The following is a 25563-nucleotide window of genomic DNA, read 5'->3' on the forward strand; positions in this document are numbered from 1 at the left end:
CTTGCGGTGGCGCACAGCCCGGGCCGGCGTCCGGTCAGTCGTCGGTGGGGCGCTGGCGGGGCCAGCGACGTGCGGCGCCCTTCGTGTCCCGGGCGTCGCGTGCCATCCGGCCGACCAGACCGAATCGGCTGACCTGCCGCGGCGTCGCCTCCGGGTCGGCGAGCAGCATCACCACGCTGGCTCCGCCGAGCCGGGCGCGGTCGATGCTCACCGAGCCGTTGGCCTGCAACGCCACCCGCTTGGCGATGTCCAGCCCAAGCCCGGTCGAGCCCTGGTCACTGGCTCCCCGGCGCAGCGCCCGGTCCGGGTTGGCGATGCCGGGGCCGGCGTCGTCGATCCGGATCGCCACGTAACCGTCCCGCCGGGACACGGCCACCTCGAACGCGGTGCCCTGCGGGGTGTAGCGGAAGACGTTGCCGATCACCGCGTCCAGCGCGGCGGCCAACTCGGCCCGTGGCACCGGCGCCGGGATGCGCAGCTGTGCGCCGTTTACCCGGTGCGGCCGGTTCTGGTCGCCGGCCAGCGCGGCCCAGAACACCATCCGGTCCCGGACCACCTCGCTGACGTCGCACATCGCCGGCCCGGCCTCGTGCGCCACCGCCTTACGGGTGGTCTTGATCAACACGTCGATCTCACCCTCCAGGGTGACGATCGCCTGCCGGATCCGCCGGATGCCGCGTAGGCGGTCCAGCTCCGCCGGGCTGAACGAACCCACGCTGGTGTCATCGGACTCCAGCGCCTCCGCGTCCAACCGCAGCACGGTCAACGGGGTACGCAGACGATGCGACAGGTCAGCGACCAGTTCCCGCTCATCGGTGCGGGCCGCGTCCAGCCGGTCGGCCATCCGGTTGAACGCGTACCCGGCCTCGGCCAGCTCGCGGGGACCGGTCGGCTCGACGCGCACCCCCAGGTCGCCGTCGCCGATGGAGAGCGCGGCCTTCACCAGACCTCGGGTCGAGTCCACCGCGCGGGCCGCGACCCTGTCGACCACCAGCACCGCCGCGCCGGCCATCGCCGCGCCGACCGCGAACAGCAACAGCCAGGTGCCGCCGGCGCCCTCGCCGAGCGTCGAATCCGGGAGGAACACCTCGACCACGGCTGTCCGGTCACCGAGGACGACCGGGTCGAGCCGGACCACACCCCCGTCGACGTCGACGACCAACGACCGTCGGTCGGCACGGGCCCGGTCCAGGTCGCTGCCGCCGGCCCGACCGGCGGACTCGTCCAGCCCCAGCCCGTGCACCACGGGCCGGGTCGGGGCGCCCTCGGCGCTCGCCACCACGGCGCGCTCGACGACCGCCGGGTCGGTGCTCACCGCCAGCGCGCCGGTCACCAGCGCGCTGCGCCGGGCCGCGTCGGCGATCGCCTCGTCCCGGCTCTGCTCACGCAGGCTGAGCCCGAGGGGGATCAGGAACGCGAGCGCGACGAGACTGCACATGCCGGCCGTGAGCAGGGCCAGCGCCGTCCTCAGTCCGGTGCTACCAGCCGGAACCCCACCCCCCGCACGGTGCGCAGGTAGCGCGGCTTCGCCGCGGACTCGCCCATCTTTCTGCGGAGCCAGTACAGGTGAACGTCGATGGTCTGATCCTCGCCGACCGATGGCTGCCGCCATACCTCCTCCAAGAGTTCCCGGCGGGACACTACCCGCCCAGGTCGTGCGGCGAGATACGCCAACAGGTCGAATTCCTTGCGGGTCAGCGCCAGCGGCTCCCCGTCGAGCTGGGCGCTGCGCTCGCCCACGTCCACCCGGAGCCCGCCGACGCTGTGCACCGCCGGCTGGACCGTCCGGCTGGCCCGGCCGGCCCGGCGCAGCACGGTGGTGATCCGCGCGTCCAGGTGCGCCCCGGTGAACGGCTTGACCATGTAGTCGTCGGCGCCGGCGCGCAGCAGTTTGACGACCGACTGCTCGTCGTCACGGGCGGTGGCGATGATGATCGGGACGTCGGTGATGCCGCGCAGCATCCGCAGCGCGTCTGACCCGTCCAGGTCGGGCAGGCCGAGGTCCAGCACCACCAGGTCGGGCGTCTCCGCGGCGACCCGACGCAGGGCGTCCAACGCCGTACCCACGGCGTGCACGGCATGCCCCCGGTCGGTGAGGGACCGCAGCATCGCGCCACGTACGACGTGATCGTCTTCGACCAGGAGTACGGAGGCCACGACAAGACCGTACTTTGCCTGGCAAGTTGATCGCGTTGCGACGTGCCTGGCGAGCGGGCAAGCTGGTACGGCGATGTCTTTCACCCTGTTCGTCGATGCCCGCCTCGCGCTCGCCCGGGACAGCCTCGCTGGTCTCTCCACCGGCGACGCGCTCGGCGCGCAGTACTTCCTGCCGGGGTCACCGCCCGCGGATCTCGCCACGGGCGCACTGCCGCCGGCGCCCTGGGAGTGGACCGACGACACCGAGATGGCCTGCTCGGTCCTCGCCGAGCTGGCCGACTCCGGTGGCATCGACCGGGACCGGCTGGCCCTGGCGTTCGCCGAGCGGTGCGCTCCACGGCGGGGCTACGGCGCTGGCGCGATGCTGATCCTGGGGCTGATCCGCACCGGCACCCCGTGGCCGTTGGCCGCCGCCTCCGCCTTCGACGGTCAGGGCTCCTGCGGCAACGGCGCGGCGATGCGGGTCGGTCCGCTGGGCGCGTACTTCGCCGACTCGACCGCTCGTGCCGCGGCACAGGCCCGCGCCTCGGCCGAGGTGACGCACGCGCACCCGGAGGGGATCGCCGGCGCTGTCGCGGTGGCAGTTGCCGCCGCGCTGGCCGCCCGAGCCCGCCTCGACGGGCACCGTCCGGCTCCGGATCGGCTGCTCGCCGGGATCGCCGCGGCGCTCGACTCGGGCACCGAGGTGCACCGGAGCGTGAATCGGGCGGCCGGGCTGCTCGGCCGGCCACTGCCCCCGGTGGTGGCGGCGCTCGGCAACGGCTCCCGGGTGACCGCCCAGGACACCGTCGGGTTCACCCTCTGGGTGGCCGCCACCCACCTCGACGACTATCCGGCGGCGATCCAGACGTGCGTGCGGGCCGGCGGGGACGTGGACACCACGGCCGCCATCGCGGGGGCGGTGGTGGCGGCGTACACCGGTGTCGGTGCTCCCGGCGGGGTGCCCGAGTCATGGGTGACCGCCCGCGAACCGTTACCCACCTGGCTGCCCTGATCGCCGTCCGTCGGCGCGAGACCGTGATCCACTCCGTATCGCCAATATGGGGGTATCCCGGGCGGCGGGACACGCCAACATCGGCGATGTCGAGTCGATCATGCCGGGAAGATCGCGGGGCAGGCCGCGGCGCATGGCTGGGATATCGCGGGACCGCGGCGGCGGTTGCCGATCAGCCGACGCGGGCGGGGGTGCCGACCTCGGTCGGCTTCGTGTCGGAGACCGGGTCGGTGACGGGCGCTGCAAGCCTCGAATCGGCACCTGGCGTCGTGGCCGTCTCGGTCGTATCGGCTCCGCTGCCGGCCACCTCTCCGCTGCCGGCCGCCTCTCCGTCGCCGGTCGCCTCTCCGTCGCCGGTCGCCTCTCCGTCGCCGGTCGCCTCTCCGTCGCCGGTCGCCGCTCCGCTGCCGGTGACCTCGGCGAGTGCCGCGTGCTCGGCCGGGTCGCGTCGGCGCCACCGACTGACCAGCCAACCGATCGCCGCGCCGCCGCCCAACCCCGCCAGCAGGCCGGCGGCCAGCATCCCGTCGGCGCTGCCGGACTCGCCGTCCGCCCCGCCGGCCGGTGCCGCGTCGACACCGGTGTCCGCAGCGGCCGGGGCACCGGCAGCCGGGGCACCGGCAGCGGGGGCGCCATGGCCGCCGTGCCCGACCGGTCCGGCCGCGCCAGCGGCCGCCGGCAGCAGGGTGAGCACCGGGGCCCGGTGCGCGCCGGTGGCGTCCGCCCACCGGATGACCGTGCCATCGGCGTACGTCTGGACGACCTCGAAGGTGATCTTCTCCGCCTGAGGCATCGGCCCCATGGACAGCGCGAGCCGGGCCGGCCCGGGTTCGCTCTCGCCGACCCGGACCCAGGTCACCGCGGTGGTCACCGTGCTCACCCCGCTGGAGTGGATACCGGTCACCGGCTGATCCAGGTCGCGTGAGCTGATCCGGGGCGCCCAGCCGTCCACCGACATCGGGTAGACCTCGGCGATCGGCGCGTCTGCCGGCATCCGGACCTCGATCTCGCGGGTCTTCGTGCCGGCCCGCTCCTCCGGCACGGTGAACTCCAGGCGTACGGCGTCGCCCTGCCGAGCCTCGGTCGGCGTGGTCGTCACGTCCGCGGCGTGCGCCATGCCGGGCCAGAACAGCAGCCCGGCGGCGGTCAGCGCGGTCACCGCCGCGATCCGCCGCCGACGTCCACCGCCGTGCGTGCTCGCCATCCTGTGCCCCCATCCGTATCGACGCGGCCGGCACCGGTTCCGGCCACACCTGGTAGTTCGGCTGCGAGGCGCGAAAGGTTCAACGCGGCCGTGAGTAGGTGCCCTTCCCGGTCGGGGGCGGGGCGACCGATAGCATCGGCAGGAGCCGAGGATCGGCACCGTTTCGTACCGCTTGGAGGAGTCACCGTGTCCGCACCCCGTACCCCCGCCGTGGCCGACCCCGTCGTCGTCGCCGCCGGGACCACGGCGGCCGACGCGGTGGCCGCGGCCGGACTGCCCGCGAACGGCCCCAAGGCGATCGTGGTGGTCCGCGACCCGGCGGGTCAGCTGCGTGACCTGGACTGGGCGCCGGCCGAGGAGACCGTCGTCGAGCCGGTCAGCCTGGATTCGCCCGACGGGCTCAACGTGCTGCGCCACTCCACCGCGCACGTGCTCGCCCAGGCCGTGCAGGACATCTTTCCCGAGGCCAAGCTGGGCATCGGCCCGCCGATCGAGAACGGCTTCTACTACGACTTCGACGTCGACAAGCCGTTCCAGCCCGATGACCTCAGCAAGCTCGAGAAGCGCATGCAGGAGATCATCAAGGCGGGGCAGCGGTTCCGCCGTCGCCGCTTCGGCAGTCTGGACGAGGCGCGCTCCGAGCTGGCCGACGAGCCGTTCAAGCTGGAGTTGATCGAGGTCAAGGGCGAGGGCCTGGACACCGACGAGGTGATGGAGGTGGGCGGCGGCGAGCTGACCATCTACGACAACCTCGACGCCAAGGAGGACAAGGTCTGCTGGTCGGACCTGTGCCGGGGGCCACACCTGCCGACCACCCGCCTGATCGGCGCGTTCAAGCTGATGCGCTCGGCCGCCGCCTACTGGCGCGGGTCGGAGAAGAACCCGCAACTGCAGCGGGTGTACGGCACCGCGTGGCCGACCCGCGATGAGCTCAAGGCGTACCTGAAGCTGTTGGAGGAGGCCGCCCGACGCGACCACCGCAAGCTCGGCGCGGACCTCGACCTGTTCAGCTTCCCCGACGAGATCGGCTCCGGCCTGGCGGTCTTCCACCCCAAGGGCGGCATCATCCGCCGGGAGATGGAGCACTACTCGCGGCGCCGGCACGAGGAGGCGGGGTACGAGTTCGTCAACACCCCGCACATCACCAAGGCGCAGCTGTTCCAGACCTCCGGTCACCTGCCGTACTACGCGGACACCATGTTCCCGCCCATGCAGTTGGAGGGCGCGGACTACTACCTCAAGGCGATGAACTGCCCGATGCACAACCTGATCTTCAGGGCGCGCGGGCGGTCGTACCGGGAGCTGCCGCTGCGGATGTTCGAGTTCGGCACCGTCTACCGGTACGAGAAGTCCGGTGTGGTGCACGGCCTGACCCGGGTGCGTGGTCTGACCCAGGACGATTCGCACATCTACTGCACCCGCGAGCAGATGGCTGGCGAGCTGACCACGCTGCTCAGCTTCGTGCTGGACCTGCTTCGCGACTACGGCCTGGACGACTTCTACCTGGAGCTGTCGACCCGGGACGACTCGCCCAAGTTCATCGGCGCCGACGAGGACTGGGCCGAGGCGACCGAGGCCCTGCGGACCGCCGCCGAGACCTCCGGCCTGGACCTGGTCCCCGACCCGGGTGGCGCGGCGTTCTACGGGCCGAAGATCTCCGTGCAGGCGCGGGACGCGATCGGCCGGACGTGGCAGTTGTCCACTCTTCAAGTCGACTTCAACCAGCCGGAGCGGTTCGGGTTGGAGTACCAGGCCGCCGACGGCAGCCGGCAGCGGCCCGTGATGATCCACCGGGCGTTGTTCGGCTCGATCGAGCGGTTCTTCGGGGTGCTCACCGAGCACTACGCGGGGGCGTTCCCGGCCTGGCTGGCGCCGGTGCAGGTGGTCGGCATCCCGATCCGCGAGGACCACACCGACTACCTGCACGGCTTCGTCGCGGCGCTGCGCGCCGAGGGCATCCGGGCGCAGGTGGACGCGGGTGACGACCGGATGCAGAAGAAGATCCGCACGGCCCAGCAGCAGAAGATCCCGTTCATGGTGATCGCCGGTGACGACGACGTGGCCGCCGGCACGGTGTCCTTCCGCTACCGCGACGGCTCCCAGCGCAACGGGGTACCGATCGCCGAGGCGGTGACCCACGTCCTGGACGTGGTCAGCTCGCGGACCAACATCGGCCCGTCGGCCGCCGCGGAGTAGGTCGCGCGGCCGTTGACGCGTCCGCGCGTCCGTCCGCGCGTCCGTCCGCGCGTCCGTCCGTGCGTCCGTCCGTGCGGCCGCTCATGATCGTGCTCGATCCAGGAAGTAGTGGCCTCCCGCGACGGGGAGGCCACTACTTCTATGTTCGAGCGTGATCTCCGGCGGTCGACCGCAGCAGATCACGCTCGGGCGTCAGATGCCGCAGCTCGGCGCGGACCAGCCGCCGACCGCCGCCACGTGGGTGTGGTCGTTGTGGTCCGGGTAGCCGGGGCCGAGGATCTGGCCGAAGCCGTGGTAGCGGGCCTGTTGGGCGAGCCGGCAGAACGACGGTGACCCGACCAGGTCCACCGCGTCGCCGTACAGGTGCCGGCTGTTGGACGCCCCGCCGACCGCGCTGTTGCAGGCGTAGCTGCGGAAGCTGCTGCTGATCGCGATGGCGACGTCACCGAGGGCGTGCCGCAGGGCCTGGAGCTTCCACATCGAGACGAGCGCGTTGAATCGTGCGGTGCTCGCCGCGACCGCCCCGCCGGCCCAGGTGCTGTTGCAGTTGTTCAACTCGGCGTAGCTGAAGTTGGCGGGGGTGCAGTCGTCGTCCTGGAGGGCGTAGAGCCGGTTGAAGGTCTGCGGGCCGGCGATCCCGTCCGCGGACAGCCCGTACGCCTGCTGGAAGCGGATCACCGCCGAGCGGGTGGCCGGGCCGAACGCGCCGTCGATGGTCAGCACGGCGCCGTAGCCGGGGTAGCCGGCGACCCGGATCTGGAGTTGCCGGACGTCTTCACCGGACGCCCCCTGGGACAGGCTGCGACCCCAGGTGTAGCAGCCGTCCGCCTGTGCCGCTCCGGCGGTGAGGGTGATGCCGGCCACTGTGGTGGCGGCGGTCAGCGCAAGTGCCGCGAGAAGCCTGCCGAGCCGTCGGATCATGTAACCCTCCATCAATAAATGGAAGTTCGTGGATGCATGGAATTTTCAGGCGTGGGCATCGATCCGTCAAGAATTTGCAGCAAGGATTTTCCCCGGCGGCAGGTGTCGCGGCTCGCCTGAGCGGCTCCGTAGGATCGGCTCGTGACAGGCGCGGAACGGCATACGGACATCGGTGGCATGGCGGACGGCCTGGAGCGGCTCTGGACGCCGCACCGGATGACCTACATATCCGGCGAGGACCGCCCAGCCGAGGGCTACGAGAAGCCCACCGGTTGTCCGTTCTGCCGGGCACCGAAGCTGCCGCCGGACGAGAGCCTCGTGGTAGCCCGTGGCGAGCACGTCTTCGTGGTGCTCAACCTCTACCCGTACAACCCGGGGCACCTGCTGGTCTGCCCCTACCGGCACGTCGCCGACTACACCGACCTGGACGTGCCGGAGACCACCGAGCTGGCGTCGTACACCCAGACCGCGATGCGGGTGATCCGCAAGGTGAGCAACGCGCACGGCTTCAACCTGGGCATGAACCAGGGCGGGGTGGCCGGCGCCGGCATCGCCGCCCACCTGCACCAGCACGTCGTGCCGCGCTGGGGCGGTGACGCGAACTTCATGCCGGTGATCGGCCGCACGAAGGTCCTGCCGCAACTGCTCGGCGACACCCGCGACCTGCTCACCCGCGCCTGGCCGTCCTGACCGGCGTCCACGTTGCGCGGCGTCCGCGTTGTGCGGCGTCCGCGCCGGTCGGGCTAGTCGGCGCGTAGCAGCGGGGTCAGCTCCGGCCAGCTCTCCACCCGGTGTACGCCAGGTAGCAGCGCGGCGTGTGCGGCGACCTCCGCCGGGCGGGGTCGGAACAGGAAGCGGCGCGGCACCGTGTCGAGGTAGCCGAGCACCTCCAGCTTGTCGTCCACGAAGTGGGTCAGCCCGAGTCGTCGGGCGATCGGCGCCTTGTCCGGCCGGGTGCGGCAGAAGTGCACCCGCTGCTCGGGGATGCCGGTGCGCGCCGGAAAGTCGTGGTGGGCCAACCACTCCCGGGTGCGCTGCTCGGTGGACTCCCCGCACTTGGACACCAGGTGCACCTCGTCGAACGCCGGACCCACCGCCGCCAGCGCCTCGAAAGCCCCGTCGACGACGGGGGTCCGCAGGTAGTGCGCGCCGAAGAACGACGTGTCGGCGTCCCCGTCGGCCGGCTCGATGATCACGCCCCCGATGTCCACGCCCAGCCTCCGCATGCGGCCGATCATGCCGCACGGGCAGGTCGACGCATACCCGGGTTTCCGCCCCCGGGATCTGCTACGCCCCGACCTGCGAAGGTGGCACGATCGGCCGATGGCAGTCACGACACGGACGTTGGGGCGCAGCGGCATCGAGGTCAGCGCCCTCGGCATGGGGTGCTGGGCGATCGGCGGGCCCTGGGCGGAGGGCTCCCAGCCGCTGGGCTGGGGCGCGGTCGATGACGACGAGTCCGCGCGGGCGGTACGTCGGGCCCTCGATCTGGGCATCACCCTCTTCGACACCGCTGACACGTACGGCGCCGGGCACGGTGAGCGGGTGCTCGGCCGGGCGCTCGCCGGCCGCCGGGACGACGCCGTGATCGCCACCAAGTGGGGGTACACCTTCGACGAGCCGAGCCGGCAGGCGACCGGGGAGGACGCGTCGCCCGCGTACCTGCGGCGCGCCGTGACCGCCTCGCTGCGCCGGCTCGGCACCGACCGGATCGACCTCTACCAGCTGCACCTGGCCGACCTGCCGGTGCCACGGGCGCAGGCGTTGGTCGGCACCTGCGAGGACCTGGTCGCCGAGGGGCTGATCCGGGCGTACGGGTGGAGTACCGACCGACCCGACCGGGCCGCCACGTTCGGGCACGCCGCCGCCGGTGCCACCGCCGTGCAGCACACTCTGTCGGTGCTGCGGGACGCCCCCGAGCTGCTCGCCGTCTGCGACAAGTACGACCTGGCGAGCGTCAACCGGGGTCCGCTGGGGATGGGCCTGCTCACCGGCAAGTACTCGGCCGGATCGATACTGCCCCAGGACGACGTACGCGGGTTGGCCCCGGGCTGGTTGGAGTGGTTCCGTGGCGGCCGGCCGGCACCGGAGTGGCTGCGCCGGGTCGCCGCGGTCCGCACCGCGCTCACCGCCGACGGACGCAGCCTCGCCCAGGGTGCGCTGGGCTGGATCTGGGCCCGCAGCGGTCGCACCATCCCGATCCCGGGCTGCCGTACGGTCGCGCAGGTCGAGGAGAACGCCGCGGCCCTGCACCGGGGTCCACTGCCGGCGGACCAGTTCACCGAGGTGGAACGTCAGTTGGCCGCACTACGTACCGCTGCCCTCCGCGACGCCGACCGCCCCCACTGGCCCCGCCCCACCGACCCCACAACCCACCCCTAAACCACCCCCGACCCCGCTGCCCTCGCACCCACGCCCCTGCCCCGGCCCGTGCTGCCCGCCCGTGCTGCCTCGGCTTGTGCTGCCTCGGCTCGTGCTGCCCCGGTCCGCCGCGCTCGTGCTGCCCCCATGACCGCCGGAGTCGATCATGGAGTTGTGGTGCCTGGTTTGGTGGCTAGTGCACCCTTTGCGAGGCACCGCAACTCCATGATCGGCGGCAGCAAGGTCGGGTCCGACCCGGCCGACCTCGCCCCCGTCGCCCCATCCCCGCGATCTTGCACTTCCTGTCGGGACTTCTAGGGCAATAGCGACATTAACGCGACACAAAGTGCAAGATCGCGGGTCGGACGCGGCGGGCCGGGGCGGGGCCGAGCCGATGCGGGGCGAGCCGAGGCGGTGCGGGGGCGGATCGGGCAGGGCTGGGCGAGTTGGACCGGGCTGGGCAGGGGCCGCCTGGGCTGAAACGCGCCTGGGCTGAAGCGCGCCTGGGCTGGGCCCCGCTGCCCAGGCGCGGCGGGGGAGGTTACGGGGTTTGTTCCTTGCGGATCTGGTCGGCGAGGTGGGTGGGCATGGGGTCGTGGCGGACGAAGTGGCGGCGGAAGGTGCCTGTGCCGGCCGTCATCGAGCGCAGCTCGACGGCGTACCGGAGCAGTTCGGTGGCCGGCACCTCCGCGCGGACGAGGGTGCGGCCGTCGGCGTCCGGGTCCGGTTCGGTCCCGAGCACTCGACCGCGGCGGCCGGACAGGTCGCCCATCACCGTGCCCACCGAGCCGTCCGGCACCCGGATGGTGACCTCGTCGATCGGCTCCAGTAGCGCTGGCTGGCCACGGTCGGCGGCGTCACGCAGGGCGAGCGCGCCCGCGGTCTGGAAGGCCGCGTCGGAGGAGTCGACGCTGTGCGCCTTGCCGTCGACGAGGGTCACCCGCAGGTCCACGACCGGGTGGCCGGCGACCAGGCCGCGGTCGAGTTGTGCGCGGACGCCCTTCTCGACCGACGGGATGTAGTTGTGGGGCACCGCGCCGCCGACGACCCGGTCGACGAACTCGAAGCCGCTGCCCGGGGGCAGGGGTTCGACCTCGATGTCGCAGACCGCGTACTGGCCGTGGCCCCCGGACTGCTTGACGTGCCGGCCGTGCCCCTTCGCGGGCACGGTGAGCGTCTCGCGTAGCGACACCTTGACCGGCTCGGTGTCCAGTTCGACGCCGCCGGCGCGTAGCCGGTCGAGCACCACGTCCGCGTGTGCCTCGCCCATGCACCAGAGCACCAGCTGGTGGGTATCCGGGTTGCGTTCGAGGCGCAGCGTGGGGTCGCCGGCGACGAGGCGGGCGAGGTTGCGGGCCAGGGCGTCCTCGTCGGCGCGGCTGTGGGCCACGACCGCCACCGGCAGCATTGGCTCGGGCATCTCCCAGGGGGCGATCAGCAGTGGGTCGTCCTTGGCGGAGATGGTGTCGCCGGTCTCGGCGCTGCCCGACTTGGTGATCGCGCAGATGTCGCCGGCCACGCAGAGCGGCACCTCGCGCAGGGTGGCGCCCAGCGGGGTGTAGATGTGCCCGACCCGCTCGTCGGCGTCGTGGTCGGGGTGGCCGCGTTCGGCCATGCCGTGCCCGGAGACGTGCACGGTCTGCTCGGGGCGCAGTGTGCCGGAGAAGACCCGGACCAGCGAGACCCGACCGACGTGCCGGTCGACGGTGGTCTTGACGACCTCGGCGACGAGCGGCCCGTCCGGGTCGCAGGTCAGCGGCGGGCGGGGCGAGCCCTCCACGCCGCTCACCGCCGGCAACTCGTGCTCCAGCGGCGACGGGAACGCGGCGGTCAGCACCTCCAGCAGCACGTCCAGGCCGACGCCGGTCTGGGCGCAGACCGGCACCACCGGGTAGAAGTGGCCTCGGGCGACGGCCTTCTCCAGGTCGTCGATGAGCACCTCGGTGCTGATCTCCTCGCCGTCGAGGTAGCGGTCCATGAGGGTCTCGTCCTCGCTCTCGGCGATGATTCCCTCGATCAGCTCGTTGCGCGACTCGTCGATGGCTGGTTGGTGCTCCGGGTCCGGGTCGCGTACGTCGGCCGGAAGCCCGGCGGTGTAGTCGAAGACCCGGCGGGTGATCAGGCCGAGCAGGCCTTCGGTGGACACGCCGTCGTCGCCGAGCATCGGCAGGTAAAGAGGCATCACGTTGTCGCCGAAGAGGCGCTGGCAGAGCGCCACCGTCTCGTCGACGTCGGCGCGGGGCTGGTCCAGCCGGGCCACCGCGACCGCGCGGGGCATGTCGACCGCCGCGCACTCCTCCCACAGCGCGACGGTGGCCGCGTCCATGCCGCCCGCCGCGGAGACGACGAAGAGGGCGGCGTCGGCAGCCCGCAGCCCGGCGCGCAGCTCGCCGACGAAGTCGGCGTACCCGGGGGTGTCCAGCAGGTTGACCTTGATGCCGTTGTGCAGCAGCGGTGCGCAGGACAGGCTGACCGAACGCTGCTGACGTACGGCGGCGGGGTCGTGGTCGCCGACCGTGGTGCCGTCGACGACGGTGCCGGCCCGGCCGATCGTGCCGGTCGCCGCGAGCAGGGCCTCGACCAGGGTCGTCTTGCCTGCCCCGGAGTGCCCGACGAGCACCACGTTGCGTACCCGCTCGGGTTCGGTCACCACCGGCGTACCGCCGGTGGAACCCTTGTCCTGATTTTTTTGCGCCATGGGGCGCACCTCCCTCAGCCGGTGGTGGTGGCGACCGCCGCGCGACGGGAAGCGGCCCGGGGCGAGTGCGCGGCGATATCCTCCGGTGGTCTGCTGCACAGCGGGAACGGGACGGGTGGACGGGTGAGCTGGCTCACCCTCCGGCTCGATCTCACACCCGTTGTCGGGTAGGCACAAGCCTCCCCCGGGCGGGTCGGAGGGACCGGCCGTATCGCCGGAGCTGGGCGGACCGTTATCGTGGGGACCGCCATGGCGAAGATCTTCCAAGTGTCGGCCCGCGCGGGGATGACCCGCGTCGTCGAGCCGATTGCCCGTGCCCTTCTGCGCGCGGGCGTCACCCCCAATGCCGTCACCGTTGCGGGCACCGTTGGTGTGCTCGTCGGCGCGCTCGGCTTCGGTGCTCGCGGCCACCTGGTCGCGGGCGCGTTAATCGTGACCGTTTTCGCGCTCACCGACCTGCTCGACGGGACGATGGCCCGGATGAGCGGCGGCTCCACCAAGTTCGGCGCGTTCCTCGACTCAAGCATGGACCGGGTCGCCGACAGCGCCGTCTTCGGCGCCGTCGCGTACTGGCTGGCCACGCAGGGCGACCACTCCGGGGTGGCCGCCGCGCTGGTCTGCCTGGCCGCCGGCAGTCTGGTCTCCTACGTCAAGGCCCGTGCCGAAGGGCTCGGCATGACCTGCAACGTGGGCATCGCCGAGCGCACCGAGCGGCTGCTGATCGTCGGGGTCGGCGGGATCCTCACCGGCGTCGGTGTCGACCCGGCGTTGGAGATCGCGCTCTGGCTGCTCGCCGCGGTGTCGATCTTTACGGTGGGGCAGCGGATGACGCACGTCTACCGCCAGGCCCAGCAGCTCCAGCCGAACGGCCAGGCGTGAGCGGCGCGTCGCCGGCCCGGTGCCGGACGACTCGCGGCCGGGCCGCGTGAACCTCACCGAGCTGGGCTACATCGCCGGCTGGCGGGTGGTCCGCGCTCTGCCCCGGCCGCTGGTGGCGACGGCGTTTCAGGCGGGCGCGGACCGCGCCCACCGCCGCCCGGGCGGGGGTACGGCTCGACTGCGCGCGAACCTGCGCCGGGTGGTCGGTCCGGAGCTGCCCGAGGCCGAGCTGGACGATCTCGTCAAGCGCGGGCTCCGCTCGTACGCCCGGTACTGGATGGAGGCGTTCCGGCTGCCCGCGTTGAGCCGTGCGCAGATCCTGTCCGGCTTCCGACTGGATGGCGCGGAGTTGCTCGCTGCCGACGTGGCCGCGGGCCGGGGCGCCGTGGTGGCGCTACCCCATGCCGGTAACTGGGACGCCGCGGGTGCCTGGGTGGCGGCCAACGGCTGGCCGATCGCCACGGTCATGGAGCGGCTCAAGCCGGAGGGCGTGTACAAGCGTTTCATGGCCTTCCGGGCCAGCCTGGGGATGGAGATCCTGCCGACCCACGGCGGGTCGCGTCCGGCGTTCGACGTGCTGTTGGACCGCGTACGTGCCGGTGCGGTGGTGCCGTTGCTGGCCGACCGGGACCTCTCCGCCCGTGGGGTGGAGGTGGACTTCTTCGGCGGAAAGACCCGGATGCCGGCCGGGCCGGCGCTGCTCGCGCTGCACACCGGCGCGCCGCTCTACGTGGCCTCGATGTGGTACGAACCGGACGCGCCGTGCGCGTCGCTCGCCGGCCCGCTGCCGGTGCCGGGGCCCGAGGTGGGGCCTCTGGACCAGCGGGTCCGGTCGCTGACCCAGCTCATCGCCGACCGTCTGGCGGCGGGTATCGCCCGGCATCCGGAAGACTGGCACATGTTGCAGCGGATGTGGCTGGATCAGCGGGGGTCGGGGGACGGCACGGCGCTGCCCTCGCCGGCCTCCGGTCAGGCCTGAGGAGGTGGGCACGATAGGTGCGAGGAGTGCGTCGCCGTGGTGGCCCACCGTCCTGGACGGGGGGCGCTGACACATGCGGATCGGCATCGTGTGCCCGTACTCCTTCGACGTGCCCGGAGGGGTGCAGAACCACGTCATGGACCTGGCCGAGGCGCTGATCACGCTCGGCCACGAGGTCAGCGTGCTCGCCCCGGCTGACGAGGATTCGCCGCTGCCGGCGTACGTGGTGTCCGCCGGTCGGGCGGTGCCGCTGCCGTACAACGGGTCGGTGGCCCGGATCGCGTTCGGCCCGGTCTCGACCGCCCGGGTACGCCGGTGGCTCACCAACGGCGACTTCGACGTGCTGCACGTGCACGAGCCGCTCACGTTGAGCCTGTCCCTGCTGGCCGTGCTGTCCGCCCGCGGCCCGGTGGTGGCCACGTTCCACACCGCGATGACCCGTTCGCGGGTGCTGGCCGCCGCGCAGGGCGTGCTGCAGATCGTGTTGGAGCGGATCACCGCCCGGATCGCGGTCAGTGCGCTGGCCCGCAAGGTTCAGGTCGAGCACATGGACGGCGGCGCGGTGGAGATCCCCAACGGGGTGGCGGTGGCCAAGTTCGCCGACGCCGAGCCGTTGCCGGGCTGGCCGGGGGAGTGCGCGCCGGGCACCGGCGGCACCCTGGGCTTCCTGGGCCGGTTCACCGAGGCGCGCAAGGGCTTCCCGGTGCTGCGCGACGCGTTCGTGGCGATGGCCGCCACCCGGCCCGGGCTGCGGTTGCTCGTCGCCGGCCCGGGTGATCCCGACGACCTGTACGACCAGTTCCCGGCCGAGCTGCATGAGCGGGTCACGTTCCTCGGCCTGGTTACCGAACCGGACAAGGCGCGAATGCTGCGCAGCGTGCACCTCTACGTGGCACCGAACACCGGCGGCGAGTCGTTTGGCATGATCCTCACCGAGGCGCTGGCCGCGGGTACGAGCGTGGTCGCCAGCGATCTGGACGCGTTCCGGCGGGTGCTCGACGGCGGGCGCGCAGGTCGACTCTTCCCCACCGGTGACCCGGTCGGGCTGCGCGACGCGGTGACCGAGCTGCTGGACGACCCGGCCGGGCGGGCCGCGTTGACGGCCTGCGGCGATCAGGTGGTGGCGAATTTCGACTGGCCGGTGGTTGCTCGCCGCGTTCTGGAGGTATACGCAGCGGCGATCGAGGCAACCGACGGGCGGGTCATCGACCAGGAGTGGGTGGGGCTGGGCTGAACCGGTGTGGCACATGGTGCGGATGACGCTGGGGTGACCGGTGTGGCCGCGCCTCAGCGGAGGCGAAACGGAGCAGCACTACGATGCGGCACATGTGGTGGGTGGTGGCCGCGAGCGTGGTCCTGGGGCTGGTCGCGGCGTACCTCATCTGGACGGCCGGCCGGGTGGAGCGGCTGCAGGGCCGCGCGGAGCTGGCGGCTCGGGCCCTCGACGCCCACCTGTTGCGCCGGGCCGCGGCAGCCGCCGTGCTGGCCGAGCGGCGCTTCGGCGTCGAGCTGTACGCGGCGGCCCGGATCGCTCTGGACGCCAGCCCGGATGAGCGGGAGGCGGCGGAGAACGACCTCACCCGGCAGTTGCGTGCCGTCCAGTTGGATCCGGGCGATCCGGACTGCGGGGCGGTCATCGCCGCCAGTCGTCGGCTCGCGCTGTCCCGGCAGGTGCACACGGATCTGGTCCGCGACGCCCGCTCGGCGCGTAGCCGTCCGTTGGTGCGGTTGTTGCGGATGGGGCGGGGCCGGGAGTGGCCGCGCTACTTCGACATCGACGATCCGACCCTCACCGTCCCGGCGGACGTTCCCGCCACCTGACCTGTCGCCGCGCGCCGGCTCCTGGAGCCGCCGCCGACCCGCCCGTCGGGACCGGTGAGCAGGGCCACAGTGCAGGCCACCGGGGGTCTGATTGGCTGTCGGTGAGGCGTTGACCTGCGCGTAGCATTTTCGCTGCCACCCCCAGAGTGCCTCCAAGGAGCGATGACCCGTGCCCGAAAACACCGCCTCGAACACCGGTACCGCCCCCGTTGTCGGCACCGCCCGCGTGAAGCGTGGCATGGCCGAGATGCTCAAGGGCGGCGTGATCATGGACGTGGTCAACGCCGAACAGGCCAAGATCGCTGAGGATGCCGGCGCTGTCGCGGTGATGGCCCTGGAGCGGGTGCCCGCCGACATCCGCGCGCAGGGCGGGGTGTCCCGGATGAGCGACCCCGACATGATCGACGGAATCATCGAGGCGGTCTCCATCCCGGTGATGGCCAAGGCCCGCATCGGCCACTTCGTGGAGGCGCAGATCCTCCAGTCGCTGGGCGTGGACTACGTCGACGAGTCCGAGGTGCTGACCCCGGCCGACTATGCGAACCACATCGACAAGTGGGCGTTCACGGTGCCCTTCGTCTGTGGCGCGACCAACCTGGGCGAGGCCCTGCGGCGGATCACCGAGGGTGCGGCCATGATCCGCTCCAAGGGGGAGGCGGGCACCGGGGACGTCTCCAACGCCACCACCCACATGCGCAAGATCCGTCAGGAGATCCGTCGACTGTCCTCGTTGCCGGCTGACGAGCTGTTCGTCGCGGCCAAGGAGCTGCAGGCCCCGTACGAGCTGGTCAAGGAGGTCGCCGAGAGCGGCAAGCTGCCGGTGGTGCTGTTCACCGCCGGTGGGATCGCCACGCCGGCCGACGCGGCGATGATGATGCAGCTCGGCGCCGAGGGTGTCTTCGTCGGCTCCGGCATCTTCAAGGCGGGCAACCCGGCTCAGCGGGCAGCCGCGATCGTCAAGGCCACCACCTTCCACGACGACCCGGACGTGCTGGCGAAGGTCTCCCGTGGCCTCGGCGAGGCCATGGTCGGCATCAACGTCGACGAGATCCCGCAGCCGCACCGCCTGGCCGAGCGCGGCTGGTGAGGTAAGGGCCATGGCCGTACCCGTGATCGGTGTGCTCGCGCTGCAGGGGGATGTCCGCGAGCACGTGGCGGCGTTGGCAGCGGCGGGCGCGGACGCCCGCCCGGTCCGCCGTCCGGCGGAATTGGACGCGGTGGACGGCCTGGTCGTCCCCGGCGGCGAGTCCACCACCATCAGCAAACTCACCGACATCTTCGAGATGCGCGAGCCGATCGACAAGCGGATCGTCGACGGCATGCCGGTCTACGGCTCCTGCGCCGGCATGATCATGTTGGCGACCGAGGTGCTCGACGGCCGACCCGACCAGCGGGGCTTCTCCGGCATCGACATGACCGTCCGGCGCAACGCGTTCGGGCGGCAGGTCGACTCGTTCGAGGCGCCGGTGGACATCACCGGGGTGCCGGGTGAGCCGTTCCACGCGGTCTTCATCCGCGCGCCGTGGGTCGAGCGGGTCGGTGCCGGCGTCGAGGTGATCGGATCGGTGACCGGCGGCCCGGCCGCCGACCGGATCGTGGCGGTCCGGCAGGGCAACCTGCTGGCCACCTCGTTCCACCCGGAGTTGACCGGTGACCTGCGCGTGCACGCGTACTTCGTGGACCTGGTCCGCAGCGTCTCCTGACGGTGCCGCCGCTCAGCCGGCGACCGCGCGTAGCTGCCCCGGGCGGCGGCCCGCCAACTCGTCCAGCGCGGTCGCCGTGGCGGCGTCGGCGGGCAACTGCACCACCAGTCGCTGCGGGTCGATCTCGGCCAGCTCCATCGTCTCGACGTCGAAACGCAGCAGCCCCACCGCCGGATGGCGCACCGTCAGCGGGTTGGTCCGCGCGGCGGTCACCGGTCGCCGCCGCCAGCGGTCGGTGAACGGCGCGCCGACCGTCCGGGCGAGCCGCTCGGCGAACGCGTCGATGGCCGGGTCACCCCGGCGCAGCAGGTGCAGCTCCGCGACCTGCTGGTCGGCGAGCGCCGACCAGTGCGGGTAGTGCTCTCGGGCCCGCTCGTCGGTCAGCACGAACCAGGTCAGGTTCGGCCGCGACCCGTTCAGCAGGCCGATCGGGCGGGCCAGCCGATCGAACGGCTCGTTCCAGGCCAGCACGTCGCCGAGCCGGTTGAGCACGTACGCCGGGGTGTCGCGCAGCGCGTCGAGCATGGCGCGGACCGTTGGCCGCACGGTGCGGGAGACCGTTGGCCGGTCGCCTGAGCACAGTTGTCGGGCGTGCTGGGCCGAGGCGAGCTGCCGCAGGTGTTCCCGGTCGGCGCTGTCCAGGCGCAGGGCGTCGGCGAGCGCGGCGAGGATCTCCGGCGACGGCCGGGTGTCCCGGCTCTGCTCCAGCCGGGTCAGGTATTCCACGCTGACCTGCGCCAATGTCGCCAGCTCGGCCCGGCGCAGGCCCGGGGTGCGTCGGCGAGGGCCTTCGGCGAGGCCGACCTCGGCTGGCCGTCGGGCCTCGCGACGACTGCGGAGGAAGGCGCCCAGCTCTCCGTCCATCATCGGGTCAGTCTGGCAGCCGGCGCCGGTGGGTGGGTGGCCCTGGCAGGGCCATCCTCGCGGCGGTCTCCCCGGATCGCCCCGCGGCTCGCAGGCTCATGGCCATGAGAAACGCACAGAGCACAGGACCCCTGCGGATCGGTCTGATCGTGGGCAGCACCCGTCCCGGCCGGCGCGGCGCGGCGATCGCCCGCTGGGCTCTGGAGGTGGCCGAGCGGCACGAGGCGGTACGCGCCGGGGACGCCGTCTTCACGCTGGTCGACCTCGCGGAACAGGCGTTGCCACTGCTCGACGAGCCGGTGCCGGCGTTGTTCGGCGACTACCGGCGCCCGCACACTCGGCGGTGGGCGGCCGTGGTGGACGCCTGCGACGCCTTCGTCTTCGTCACCCCGGACTACAACCGCTCGATTCCGGCCGCGCTCAAGAACGGCATCGACTACCTGTACGCGGAGTGGGCGGACAAGGTGGCTGGGGTGGTGAGCTACGGCGCGCAGGGTGGCAATCGGGCCGCCGATCACCTGCGGGCGATCCTGACCGAGGTGCGGACCGTGGTGGTGCCGACGGGAGTGGCGCTGTCGATCTTCACCGACTTCGACTTCACCGAGGCCGACCCTGGTGACCGGACCGCTGGCCGCTTCGCACCGCGCGACGGTCGGGAGGCGGAGCTGTCCACGATGCTCGCCGAGGTCGTGAGCTGGTCCCGGGCGGTGCGCCCGGCGGACCGGGCGCTGCTGGGAACGTAGCCGGTCCAGGGATTTTCGTCCCGTCTGCCCTGGTCCGGGCGGACGGGACGGCGCTGTCGCGCGCGGTGCATGACAGCGACCCGGGGGACGTCGGTAGGATTGCGGAGATTCGGCAGGGCCATCTGCCCGCCACGGCTTCCACCAGAGCTGACCGGCACCTCCGCGTGCGCCGGCGGGAGCGGGGCGTGAGCGGTGCGGTCGATGCAGACGGCGGGTAGCAACGGAGGTAGAAGATGTCCGGCCACTCAAAGTGGGCGACGACCAAGCACAAGAAGGCCGTCATCGACGCCAAGCGCGGCAAGATGTTCGCCAAGCTGATCAAGAATGTCGAGGTGGCCGCACGAACCGGCGGCGGCGATCCCTCCGGCAACCCGACGCTCTTCGACGCCATCCAGAAGGCGAAGAAGAGCTCGGTGCCGAACGACAACATCGACCGTGCCGTCAAGCGCGGCTCCGGCCTCGAAGCGGGCGGCGCCGACTGGCAGACGATCATGTATGAGGGGTACGGCCCGAACGGCGTGGCCATGCTCATCGAGTGCCTCACCGACAACCGCAACCGGGCGGCGACCGAGGTGCGCACCGCGCTGACCCGCAACGGCGGCTCGCTCGCCGACGCCGGCTCGGTGTCGTACATGTTCTCCCGCAAGGGCGTGGTGATCGTGCCCAAGGAGGGCACCAGCGAGGACGACGTGATGCTGGCCGTCCTCGACGCCGGCGCCGAGGAGGTCAACGACCTCGGTGAGGCGTACGAGGTGGTCTCCGAGCCGACCGACCTGATCCCGGTGCGGACCGCGCTGCAGGACGCCGGCATCGAGTACGAGTCGGCCGAGTCCTCGCTCATCCCCAGCATGAACATCCCGCTGGACGAAGAGGGCGCCCGCAAGATCTTCAAGCTGATCGACGTCCTGGAAGACTGCGACGACGTGCAGAACGTCTACGCCAACTTCGACATCTCCGACGACGTCATGGCGGCAGTGGACGCCTGATCGTCTCCGCTCGGCTTGCGCGATGATCGACTCCGTTCCGCCGATGTGGGGGTATCCGAAGCACCGGGTTACCGCAGTATCGGCGAAACGGAGTTGATCAAGCGACCGTTGGAGCGGCCCGGCACTCGCGAGCCCGTAGGCTTCCTCGGCGGCCAACGAGGAGGTTCGGGAGTGACGGCACACCGGTTTTCGCCGGGCGACGTGGTCGTTCGGCGTGAGGTTCTGCGTGGCGAGGTGTGGTTCGGCTGCCCGACGATCTGCGTCGAGGACTCGCCCGACCTGCTCGCCCTCTACCTCCCGACCGGAGCCGAGTTCGGTTTTCCGCAGAGCGGCGTCTTTCCCTGTGGGCGGCACCCGTGGGAGACCGCCGGGCACCGCTCCTGGTGGGGGCACGGCAAGCTGATGCTGCAACGTCCCGGCGAGGCGCACTCGGTCGACGTGTTCTGGACCGGCCCGGACCGTGACTTCGTCGGGTGGTACTTCAACCTCCAGGACCCGGTGCGACGTACGCCGATCGGGGTGGACACCCTGGACCACGAGCTGGACCTGTGGTGGGCGGCGGACGCCGACCGGTACGTCTGGAAGGACGTGGAGATGTTCGCCCAGCGCCTCGTCGAGGGGCGTTACCCGGGGATGGGAGACGCGATCCAGGCCGAGGGTGACCGGATCGCCGCGCTGCTCGACGCGGGCGAGCGCTGGTGGGACCCGGCGTGGGCGAAGTGGCAGCCCGACCCGACCTGGTCGGCGCCCCCACTGCCCGCCGGCTGGGAGCAGGTGCCGCCGGCCCGCTGACCCGCGCTGGCGGTCAATCCTCCGGCAGCGTGTCGACCAGGAACACCTGGTCCTCCTTGGTGGTGCACGGCTCGACCAGCGCTTCGGCCGAGATCTCGGTGTCGTCGTCGCGGAGACCGACGCACAGGTCGGTGTGGGCCGGCCGGATGCGGAACGCGCTCGGCGTCGATCCGGTCGGCTCGAAGCGGAACAGCTGAATCCACCTGTCCGGGCGGCAGTCCTGCCATGGTTCGAGCAGGTCCCGGCCGGGGTCGGCGTCGCGGATGGTGAGGCAGCCCGGACCGTGCGCCGGATGGTTCCACTTGATGTAGTACAGACCGCCGGTCACCAGTTCCAGGTAGGTGTCGGGTGGGGTCGCCTCCGCGCAGGGCCGCTGGACCGCTATCTCCGCCGGGTACTGGCCGGTGCGGTCCCGCCCCTCGGTGAGGCAGAGCTGGGGGTTGCGGGCGGGGCGGATCTGGCTGCGGCCCGCGCCCGGCGCGGTCGACGGGCTGGCGCTGCCGGCCGGCGTGGCTGAGGGGCTGCCGCTCGCCGAACTGTTCGGTTCGGAGAGCTGGGTTGGCGTTCGCGGCTCGTCGTCGGGTCGCTGAATCCAGATCACCGCGAGCGCAGCCAGCAGGGCACCGACGGCGAGCAGCGCCAGCGGCGCGGGTCGCGCGAACCACCGCGGTCGCGTCACGCTCAAGGGCCTCGCCGCCGGGGCGACGCCCGCCGCGGTGCCGTCGCCCGGGAGGCGAGCTGAGGTGGTGCCGTCGCCCGGTGGGCGAGCTGAGGTGGTGCCGTCGCCCGGTGGGCGATCTGAGGTGGTGCCGTCGCCCGGCTGGTCGGCGGGCGACGTCACCGCGTACGCGCCCGCCGCGAGGCGGTGCCGCGCCTGCAACCACGCCTCGACCTGGTCCTCGGCGCCGCAGGCTCGGACGAATGCCGCCACCACCTCAGGTCGCGGCAGAGTGGACCGACGCAGGATGTCGGCGGCGGTGCTGCGGGCCAGCACGTCACCGGCCGACGCGGCGCGTTGCTCCAGCTGGCGGTATGTGAGCCGGGACCGGTCCTTGAGTCGGCGCAACAGGTCGACGAACTCCGCCGGGTCGGCCGCGTCGTCCGGCCGTGGCTCACCCATGGTCATCGCCCGATTGTCCAGACCTCCCGGGGCCCGGGCAAGTTGGGGGCCCAGCGACTGTCCGAGGTGGTCGGACAAAACCCGGACACGCGCCCCTGAGCTGCGCGGACAGCGCCCAGCGGTGACCAGGGCGTTGTCCCCGCCGGTGGGTTTATCTAGCGTCGTTTCTCGATGGCGGCGCCGCCGAACGGCGTACGGCCAGCGGGCGCCGACCGGCACCGGTCCGGGCCCGACGACATCGACGACACGGGGGATTCGATGGATGACGCTGCCCGGGATCCGGTGCCGCAGGCGGCCACGGCGGGGGAGTACGTCGCGTTGCTGCGGGACGTTCGGCGCTGCTCCGGCCTGACCTATCGGGAGATCTCCCGGCGGGCCTCGGCGGCCGGACACTGGCTGCCGCCGAGCACTCTCGCCACGATGCTGGGGCGGACCACCCTGCCTCGGGAACGCACTGTCCTGGCGCTGCTGGCGGCCTGCGGGGCCTCGGCGGCCGAGGTCGAGCGGTGGGTGGAGATGCGGCGTGACCTTGAGGCCCGTGCCAGCGAGCGGGAACGACGGGAGAGCCAACCGACGCCGACCGCCGTCGACCCGTCCACGATCGGCGGCCCAGCCTCGTCGGTGCCGTCGCGACCCGAGGCGCTCGGGCCGGCCCGGCGCTGGCGTCGGCTGGCGGTGCTCGCGGTGCTCGGTGTGCTGACGGTCGGGGCGTCCGGGGCGCTACGACCCGGCGGCACCGACACGGCGGATGGTTCGCCGACCGACGGTTGCCCGGCGGTGCTGCAGCAGGGCATGTCCGGCCCCTGCGTGCTGGACCTCCAGGAGCGGCTGGTGGCCGGCGGACTGGACGTGCCGGTGGACGGCTGGTTCGGCTCGGACACCACCGGCCGGGTGATGGCCTTCCAGGCGCTGGACGGCCTGCCGGTCAGCGGCATCGTGGACGGGCGGGTGCTCGACGAGTTGTCGGACACGAGGGTGCCGGCCACCTGGCCGGAGGAGCGGATCGGCACGTACCTGCGGGGGGTCTTCCCGGAGGATCCGACGGGGGCGGTGCAGGTGGCGCGGTGCCTGTCCGGGTTGGACCCGTACCGGGTGGAGGTCGTTGCGGACGGTGCCCGGCGCTGGGGGTTGTTCCAGTTCAGCGACATGGAGTTGTCCCGGCTCGGTGTCGACCGCCCGACCGCGCTGGACCCGGGTTGGAACATCCGGGCGGCGCGGGACGTCTGGTCGCGTACCGGTGGCTTCGACCACTGGCAGTGCGTCTCGTCGCGGTGACAACGTGATGCTCCCCGTCCGGTCCGTGGACCGGACGGGGAGCATCCCCCCGTTACACCGGCTGCGACTCAGGGACGCAGCCGGTTGGCGTAGACGTACGCGCCCACGGAACGGCCGGTGGCGAGCCCGGCGTCCGCGTCGAACCGGTAGTGCACGCCGAGGTAGATCCGGCTCATCGCGTTCTCCTCGGCGGCGTGGCCGAAGCCGGTCATGTGCCGGACCACGCCCTCGGCGTGCGGGTCGTCTGTCGTGGCGTCGAAGGCGATCGCATCGGTGCCGAAGAACCTCTGCAGCACCGCCGCCCAGGCCCCCGCGAAGGTGGCGTGCCCGGAGATGTACGCCGGGGAGGCCGGCGTGTACGCCACGCCGTCGCGGGTCTGCGACAGCGGCTGCCAACCGGGGCCATCGGTCGCCTCGATGGCGGTCACCGGCCGCCACAGGTCGATGGGGGTCTGGTACCTGGCGTCCCAGGCGGCGATGGCGGCGTCGGCGAGCGCGAGGGCGACCAGCCCGAAGAGTCGGGCGTTGGCCAGGATGCCGAGCCTGCGGTGCTCGGCCACGATCCGGGTGTGCGTGAAGAGCTGGCCCGGCGGCTTGTACGTCCCCGCCAGGTCGTTGGCCCAGAAGAACGCGATCTGCGTCTGGTCGGGGGTCCGCAGCGATGACGTCCGGCCCCCGTAGTCGCGGATCTCCTGGACCTGGGTGCGGTATTCCTGCTTACCGAGCAGGTCGGCGTGTCCGGTGGCGCCGGCCGGTGGGCCGGGCCGGAACTGCCGGCCCGAGGTGAGCGTGAACGGGGTGACCGACCCCCAGTTCGGGCTGACCGCTGCCTGTCCGTTGGTCGGCCGCCACGACCCGGGCACGCCGTCCAGCTGGTATGCCGTGTCGTTGCCGGCGCCATCGTTGGCTCGGGCCTGCAGGTTGGCGGCGGCGGCCGCCACGCCGACGGTGTCGCCCCGCGCGACCTCGGCGGCGTTCACCCCGGATGGCCGCAGGGCGACAGCGCCGGCGAGGGCCTGGGAGTAGGACTGGCCCTGGCCGCCGTAGAGGGCGGTCAGCACGTCGTACGCGGCCCGGTCGATGGCCGCGTGCAGCGACGGCGCCACGACATTCTCCGGGGTGCCCGGGTAGCTGACCGGCACCCGTACCCGGTAGGGGTTGCCGACACCGGTGACCGAGACGGCGGCGTCGTGCATCGCCGCGTGCAGGATGGCCGCCTCTCGGGAGGAGGAGGTGGGTGGCAGGTCCAGCGCCTTGTACGTGGCCAGCAGGACACCGTTCCAGTAGAGGATCGGGTCGGTGGCGGGGTCGACGGCCAGCGGGGTGAGGAAGATGTTGTCCAGCCGGACCGTCGAGGTGGCGTGCGCGCCGAGGTGGAACAGGAGCACCGCCTGCGGGTCGCCGAACGGTGACGTGAAGTCGAAGGTGAACCGGCGCATCGTGGACGTCAGCGTGACGGTCTGGTCGACGGCGGAGGTGAAGGGCGTGTCCGCCCGCGAGACCGTGGCGCGGAGGGGGCGGCCGACGTCGGCGGAGGCGTCGAACTGCAGCCGGTACGGCTGCGCGGCGGTCAACCCGAACTCGAAGCGGCCGACCAGGTCCTCCCAGACGGGCTTGCCGACCGTCGCGCTGGTACGTACGCGCAGTTGCCCGGCGTTGACCGTCGTGCTGGTCGAGGCGAGCCGGGTCCACCAGGGCTGGGTGCTGCCGTCGTCGAACGTGCCGTTGACGATGAGGTCGCCCGGGGCGGCGGCGACGGGCACGGGCCCGATGGCGGACGCGAGGGTGCTGGTGAGAACGATCGCGAGCACCCCGCCGACCAGGCGACGGACGTGCCGCCCGTGCCGGGCGTCGATCGTTGGGGTCATCG

23 protein-coding genes are annotated in these 25563 nt (G+C 72.3%); 14 read left to right on the plus strand and 9 right to left on the minus strand.

The window, feature by feature from the left end:
* Nucleotides 1–34: 34 nt before the first annotated feature.
* Both HNR20_RS24775 and HNR20_RS24780 read right to left on the minus strand, forming a co-directional pair.
* A complete protein-coding gene (locus HNR20_RS24775) occupies nucleotides 35–1438 on the minus strand; it encodes a HAMP domain-containing sensor histidine kinase (RefSeq protein WP_184184302.1) in 1404 nt (467 codons plus the stop codon).
* Between the two features lie 29 nt (nucleotides 1439–1467).
* Nucleotides 1468–2157, minus strand: coding sequence for a response regulator transcription factor (locus HNR20_RS24780; protein WP_030489108.1), 690 nt, complete (start codon nucleotides 2155–2157; stop codon nucleotides 1468–1470).
* 73 nt (nucleotides 2158–2230) lie between these two features.
* Here HNR20_RS24780 and HNR20_RS24785 point away from each other — a divergent pair, with 73 nt between their 5' ends.
* On the plus strand, nucleotides 2231–3151 hold the full coding sequence (locus HNR20_RS24785) for an ADP-ribosylglycohydrolase family protein (protein ID WP_184184305.1): 921 nt from the start codon (nucleotides 2231–2233) through the stop codon (nucleotides 3149–3151).
* A 172-nt stretch (nucleotides 3152–3323) separates the two neighbouring features.
* Here HNR20_RS24785 and HNR20_RS24790 read toward each other — a convergent pair whose 3' ends face one another.
* The gene (locus tag HNR20_RS24790) at nucleotides 3324–4355 is read right to left on the minus strand and encodes a DUF1775 domain-containing protein (protein WP_184184308.1); all 1032 of its coding nucleotides are present in this window, start codon (nucleotides 4353–4355) and stop codon (nucleotides 3324–3326) included.
* 186 nt (nucleotides 4356–4541) lie between these two features.
* Between HNR20_RS24790 and thrS the strand changes: the two genes are divergently transcribed.
* Nucleotides 4542–6551, plus strand: a complete 2010-nt coding sequence (thrS, locus tag HNR20_RS24795; RefSeq protein ID WP_184184311.1) for a threonine--tRNA ligase — start codon at nucleotides 4542–4544, stop codon at nucleotides 6549–6551.
* Nucleotides 6552–6743: 192 nt separating this feature from the next.
* On the opposite strand, the gene HNR20_RS24800 is transcribed toward thrS, so the two are convergent.
* Nucleotides 6744–7472 (minus strand): D-Ala-D-Ala carboxypeptidase family metallohydrolase, encoded by a 729-nt coding sequence (locus HNR20_RS24800; RefSeq protein WP_184184314.1) that lies wholly within the window; start codon nucleotides 7470–7472, stop codon nucleotides 6744–6746.
* A 177-nt stretch (nucleotides 7473–7649) separates the two neighbouring features.
* Between HNR20_RS24800 and HNR20_RS24805 the strand changes: the two genes are divergently transcribed.
* Nucleotides 7650–8162 carry an HIT family protein gene (locus HNR20_RS24805; RefSeq protein ID WP_184188938.1) on the plus strand — a complete coding sequence of 171 codons (513 nt, stop codon included), beginning with the start codon at nucleotides 7650–7652 and terminating at the stop codon, nucleotides 8160–8162.
* A 53-nt stretch (nucleotides 8163–8215) separates the two neighbouring features.
* Here the strand turns inward: HNR20_RS24805 and HNR20_RS24810 are convergent, their stop codons facing one another.
* Nucleotides 8216–8698 carry a hypothetical protein gene (locus HNR20_RS24810; RefSeq protein WP_229687343.1) on the minus strand — a complete coding sequence of 161 codons (483 nt, stop codon included), beginning with the start codon at nucleotides 8696–8698 and terminating at the stop codon, nucleotides 8216–8218.
* 97 nt (nucleotides 8699–8795) lie between these two features.
* Between HNR20_RS24810 and HNR20_RS24815 the strand changes: the two genes are divergently transcribed.
* Complete coding sequence (locus tag HNR20_RS24815) at nucleotides 8796–9854, plus strand: aldo/keto reductase (protein WP_184184320.1); 1059 nt, start codon at nucleotides 8796–8798, stop codon at nucleotides 9852–9854.
* 520 nt (nucleotides 9855–10374) lie between these two features.
* On the opposite strand, the gene HNR20_RS24820 is transcribed toward HNR20_RS24815, so the two are convergent.
* Nucleotides 10375–12531: an elongation factor G-like protein EF-G2 gene (locus tag HNR20_RS24820; RefSeq protein WP_184184323.1), complete on the minus strand. Its 2157-nt coding sequence runs from the start codon at nucleotides 12529–12531 to the stop codon at nucleotides 10375–10377.
* 249 nt (nucleotides 12532–12780) lie between these two features.
* Here HNR20_RS24820 and pgsA point away from each other — a divergent pair, with 249 nt between their 5' ends.
* The 6 genes from pgsA (at nucleotide 12781) to pdxT (ending at nucleotide 17913) form a co-directional block, all read left to right on the plus strand.
* A complete protein-coding gene (gene pgsA, locus HNR20_RS24825) occupies nucleotides 12781–13410 on the plus strand; it encodes a phosphatidylinositol phosphate synthase (protein WP_184184327.1) in 630 nt (209 codons plus the stop codon).
* Between the two features lie 46 nt (nucleotides 13411–13456).
* The gene (locus HNR20_RS24830) at nucleotides 13457–14389 is read left to right on the plus strand and encodes a phosphatidylinositol mannoside acyltransferase (RefSeq protein WP_184184330.1); all 933 of its coding nucleotides are present in this window, start codon (nucleotides 13457–13459) and stop codon (nucleotides 14387–14389) included.
* A 73-nt stretch (nucleotides 14390–14462) separates the two neighbouring features.
* Nucleotides 14463–15623 (plus strand): glycosyltransferase family 4 protein, encoded by a 1161-nt coding sequence (locus HNR20_RS24835; RefSeq protein ID WP_184184333.1) that lies wholly within the window; start codon nucleotides 14463–14465, stop codon nucleotides 15621–15623.
* 92 nt (nucleotides 15624–15715) lie between these two features.
* Nucleotides 15716–16210, plus strand: a complete 495-nt coding sequence (locus tag HNR20_RS24840) for a hypothetical protein (protein WP_184188941.1) — start codon at nucleotides 15716–15718, stop codon at nucleotides 16208–16210.
* 169 nt (nucleotides 16211–16379) lie between these two features.
* Nucleotides 16380–17297 carry a pyridoxal 5'-phosphate synthase lyase subunit PdxS gene (gene pdxS, locus HNR20_RS24845; protein ID WP_184184335.1) on the plus strand — a complete coding sequence of 306 codons (918 nt, stop codon included), beginning with the start codon at nucleotides 16380–16382 and terminating at the stop codon, nucleotides 17295–17297.
* A 10-nt stretch (nucleotides 17298–17307) separates the two neighbouring features.
* Nucleotides 17308–17913: a pyridoxal 5'-phosphate synthase glutaminase subunit PdxT gene (gene pdxT, locus HNR20_RS24850; RefSeq protein ID WP_184184338.1), complete on the plus strand. Its 606-nt coding sequence runs from the start codon at nucleotides 17308–17310 to the stop codon at nucleotides 17911–17913.
* Nucleotides 17914–17925: 12 nt separating this feature from the next.
* Here the strand turns inward: pdxT and HNR20_RS24855 are convergent, their stop codons facing one another.
* On the minus strand, nucleotides 17926–18780 hold the full coding sequence (locus tag HNR20_RS24855) for a helix-turn-helix transcriptional regulator (RefSeq protein ID WP_184184341.1): 855 nt from the start codon (nucleotides 18778–18780) through the stop codon (nucleotides 17926–17928).
* A 101-nt stretch (nucleotides 18781–18881) separates the two neighbouring features.
* Here HNR20_RS24855 and HNR20_RS24860 point away from each other — a divergent pair, with 101 nt between their 5' ends.
* From HNR20_RS24860 to HNR20_RS24870, 3 genes are all read left to right on the plus strand, one after another.
* Nucleotides 18882–19520: an NADPH-dependent FMN reductase gene (locus HNR20_RS24860; protein WP_184184344.1), complete on the plus strand. Its 639-nt coding sequence runs from the start codon at nucleotides 18882–18884 to the stop codon at nucleotides 19518–19520.
* A gap of 233 nt (nucleotides 19521–19753) precedes the next feature.
* Complete coding sequence (locus tag HNR20_RS24865) at nucleotides 19754–20506, plus strand: YebC/PmpR family DNA-binding transcriptional regulator (RefSeq protein ID WP_184184347.1); 753 nt, start codon at nucleotides 19754–19756, stop codon at nucleotides 20504–20506.
* A gap of 171 nt (nucleotides 20507–20677) precedes the next feature.
* Complete coding sequence (locus tag HNR20_RS24870) at nucleotides 20678–21298, plus strand: ribonuclease FAU-1 family protein (RefSeq protein ID WP_184184350.1); 621 nt, start codon at nucleotides 20678–20680, stop codon at nucleotides 21296–21298.
* A 13-nt stretch (nucleotides 21299–21311) separates the two neighbouring features.
* On the opposite strand, the gene HNR20_RS24875 is transcribed toward HNR20_RS24870, so the two are convergent.
* Complete coding sequence (locus HNR20_RS24875; protein WP_184184353.1) at nucleotides 21312–22424, minus strand: helix-turn-helix domain-containing protein; 1113 nt, start codon at nucleotides 22422–22424, stop codon at nucleotides 21312–21314.
* A gap of 165 nt (nucleotides 22425–22589) precedes the next feature.
* Here HNR20_RS24875 and HNR20_RS24880 point away from each other — a divergent pair, with 165 nt between their 5' ends.
* The gene (locus HNR20_RS24880) at nucleotides 22590–23693 is read left to right on the plus strand and encodes a peptidoglycan-binding protein (protein WP_184184356.1); all 1104 of its coding nucleotides are present in this window, start codon (nucleotides 22590–22592) and stop codon (nucleotides 23691–23693) included.
* 68 nt (nucleotides 23694–23761) lie between these two features.
* Here the strand turns inward: HNR20_RS24880 and HNR20_RS24885 are convergent, their stop codons facing one another.
* Nucleotides 23762–25561 (minus strand): carbohydrate binding domain-containing protein, encoded by a 1800-nt coding sequence (locus HNR20_RS24885; RefSeq protein WP_184184359.1) that lies wholly within the window; start codon nucleotides 25559–25561, stop codon nucleotides 23762–23764.
* Between the last annotated feature and the right edge of the window lie 2 nt (nucleotides 25562–25563).

It is taken from the genome of Micromonospora parathelypteridis, assembly GCF_014201145.1.
Taxonomy (GTDB): Bacteria; Actinomycetota; Actinomycetes; order Mycobacteriales; family Micromonosporaceae; genus Micromonospora; species Micromonospora parathelypteridis.

Coding starts and splice junctions, on each gene's coding strand:
- HNR20_RS24775 (WP_184184302.1), bottom strand. CDS start 1,438: ATGTGCAGTCTCGTCGCGCTCGCGTTCCTGATCCCCCTCGGGCTCAGC.
- HNR20_RS24785 (WP_184184305.1), top strand. CDS start 2,231: ATGTCTTTCACCCTGTTCGTCGATGCCCGCCTCGCGCTCGCCCGGGAC.
- HNR20_RS24790 (WP_184184308.1), bottom strand. CDS start 4,355: ATGGCGAGCACGCACGGCGGTGGACGTCGGCGGCGGATCGCGGCGGTG.
- HNR20_RS24800 (WP_184184314.1), bottom strand. CDS start 7,472: ATGATCCGACGGCTCGGCAGGCTTCTCGCGGCACTTGCGCTGACCGCC.
- HNR20_RS24805 (WP_184188938.1), top strand. CDS start 7,650: ATGGCGGACGGCCTGGAGCGGCTCTGGACGCCGCACCGGATGACCTAC.
- HNR20_RS24810 (WP_229687343.1), bottom strand. CDS start 8,698: ATGCGGAGGCTGGGCGTGGACATCGGGGGCGTGATCATCGAGCCGGCC.
- HNR20_RS24815 (WP_184184320.1), top strand. CDS start 8,796: ATGGCAGTCACGACACGGACGTTGGGGCGCAGCGGCATCGAGGTCAGC.
- HNR20_RS24820 (WP_184184323.1), bottom strand. CDS start 12,531: ATGGCGCAAAAAAATCAGGACAAGGGTTCCACCGGCGGTACGCCGGTG.
- pgsA (WP_184184327.1), top strand. CDS start 12,781: ATGGCGAAGATCTTCCAAGTGTCGGCCCGCGCGGGGATGACCCGCGTC.
- HNR20_RS24835 (WP_184184333.1), top strand. CDS start 14,463: ATGCGGATCGGCATCGTGTGCCCGTACTCCTTCGACGTGCCCGGAGGG.
- HNR20_RS24840 (WP_184188941.1), top strand. CDS start 15,716: ATGTGGTGGGTGGTGGCCGCGAGCGTGGTCCTGGGGCTGGTCGCGGCG.
- pdxT (WP_184184338.1), top strand. CDS start 17,308: ATGGCCGTACCCGTGATCGGTGTGCTCGCGCTGCAGGGGGATGTCCGC.
- HNR20_RS24855 (WP_184184341.1), bottom strand. CDS start 18,780: ATGATGGACGGAGAGCTGGGCGCCTTCCTCCGCAGTCGTCGCGAGGCC.
- HNR20_RS24860 (WP_184184344.1), top strand. CDS start 18,882: ATGAGAAACGCACAGAGCACAGGACCCCTGCGGATCGGTCTGATCGTG.
- HNR20_RS24865 (WP_184184347.1), top strand. CDS start 19,754: ATGTCCGGCCACTCAAAGTGGGCGACGACCAAGCACAAGAAGGCCGTC.
- HNR20_RS24875 (WP_184184353.1), bottom strand. CDS start 22,424: ATGACCATGGGTGAGCCACGGCCGGACGACGCGGCCGACCCGGCGGAG.
- HNR20_RS24880 (WP_184184356.1), top strand. CDS start 22,590: ATGGCGGCGCCGCCGAACGGCGTACGGCCAGCGGGCGCCGACCGGCAC.
- HNR20_RS24885 (WP_184184359.1), bottom strand. CDS start 25,561: ATGACCCCAACGATCGACGCCCGGCACGGGCGGCACGTCCGTCGCCTG.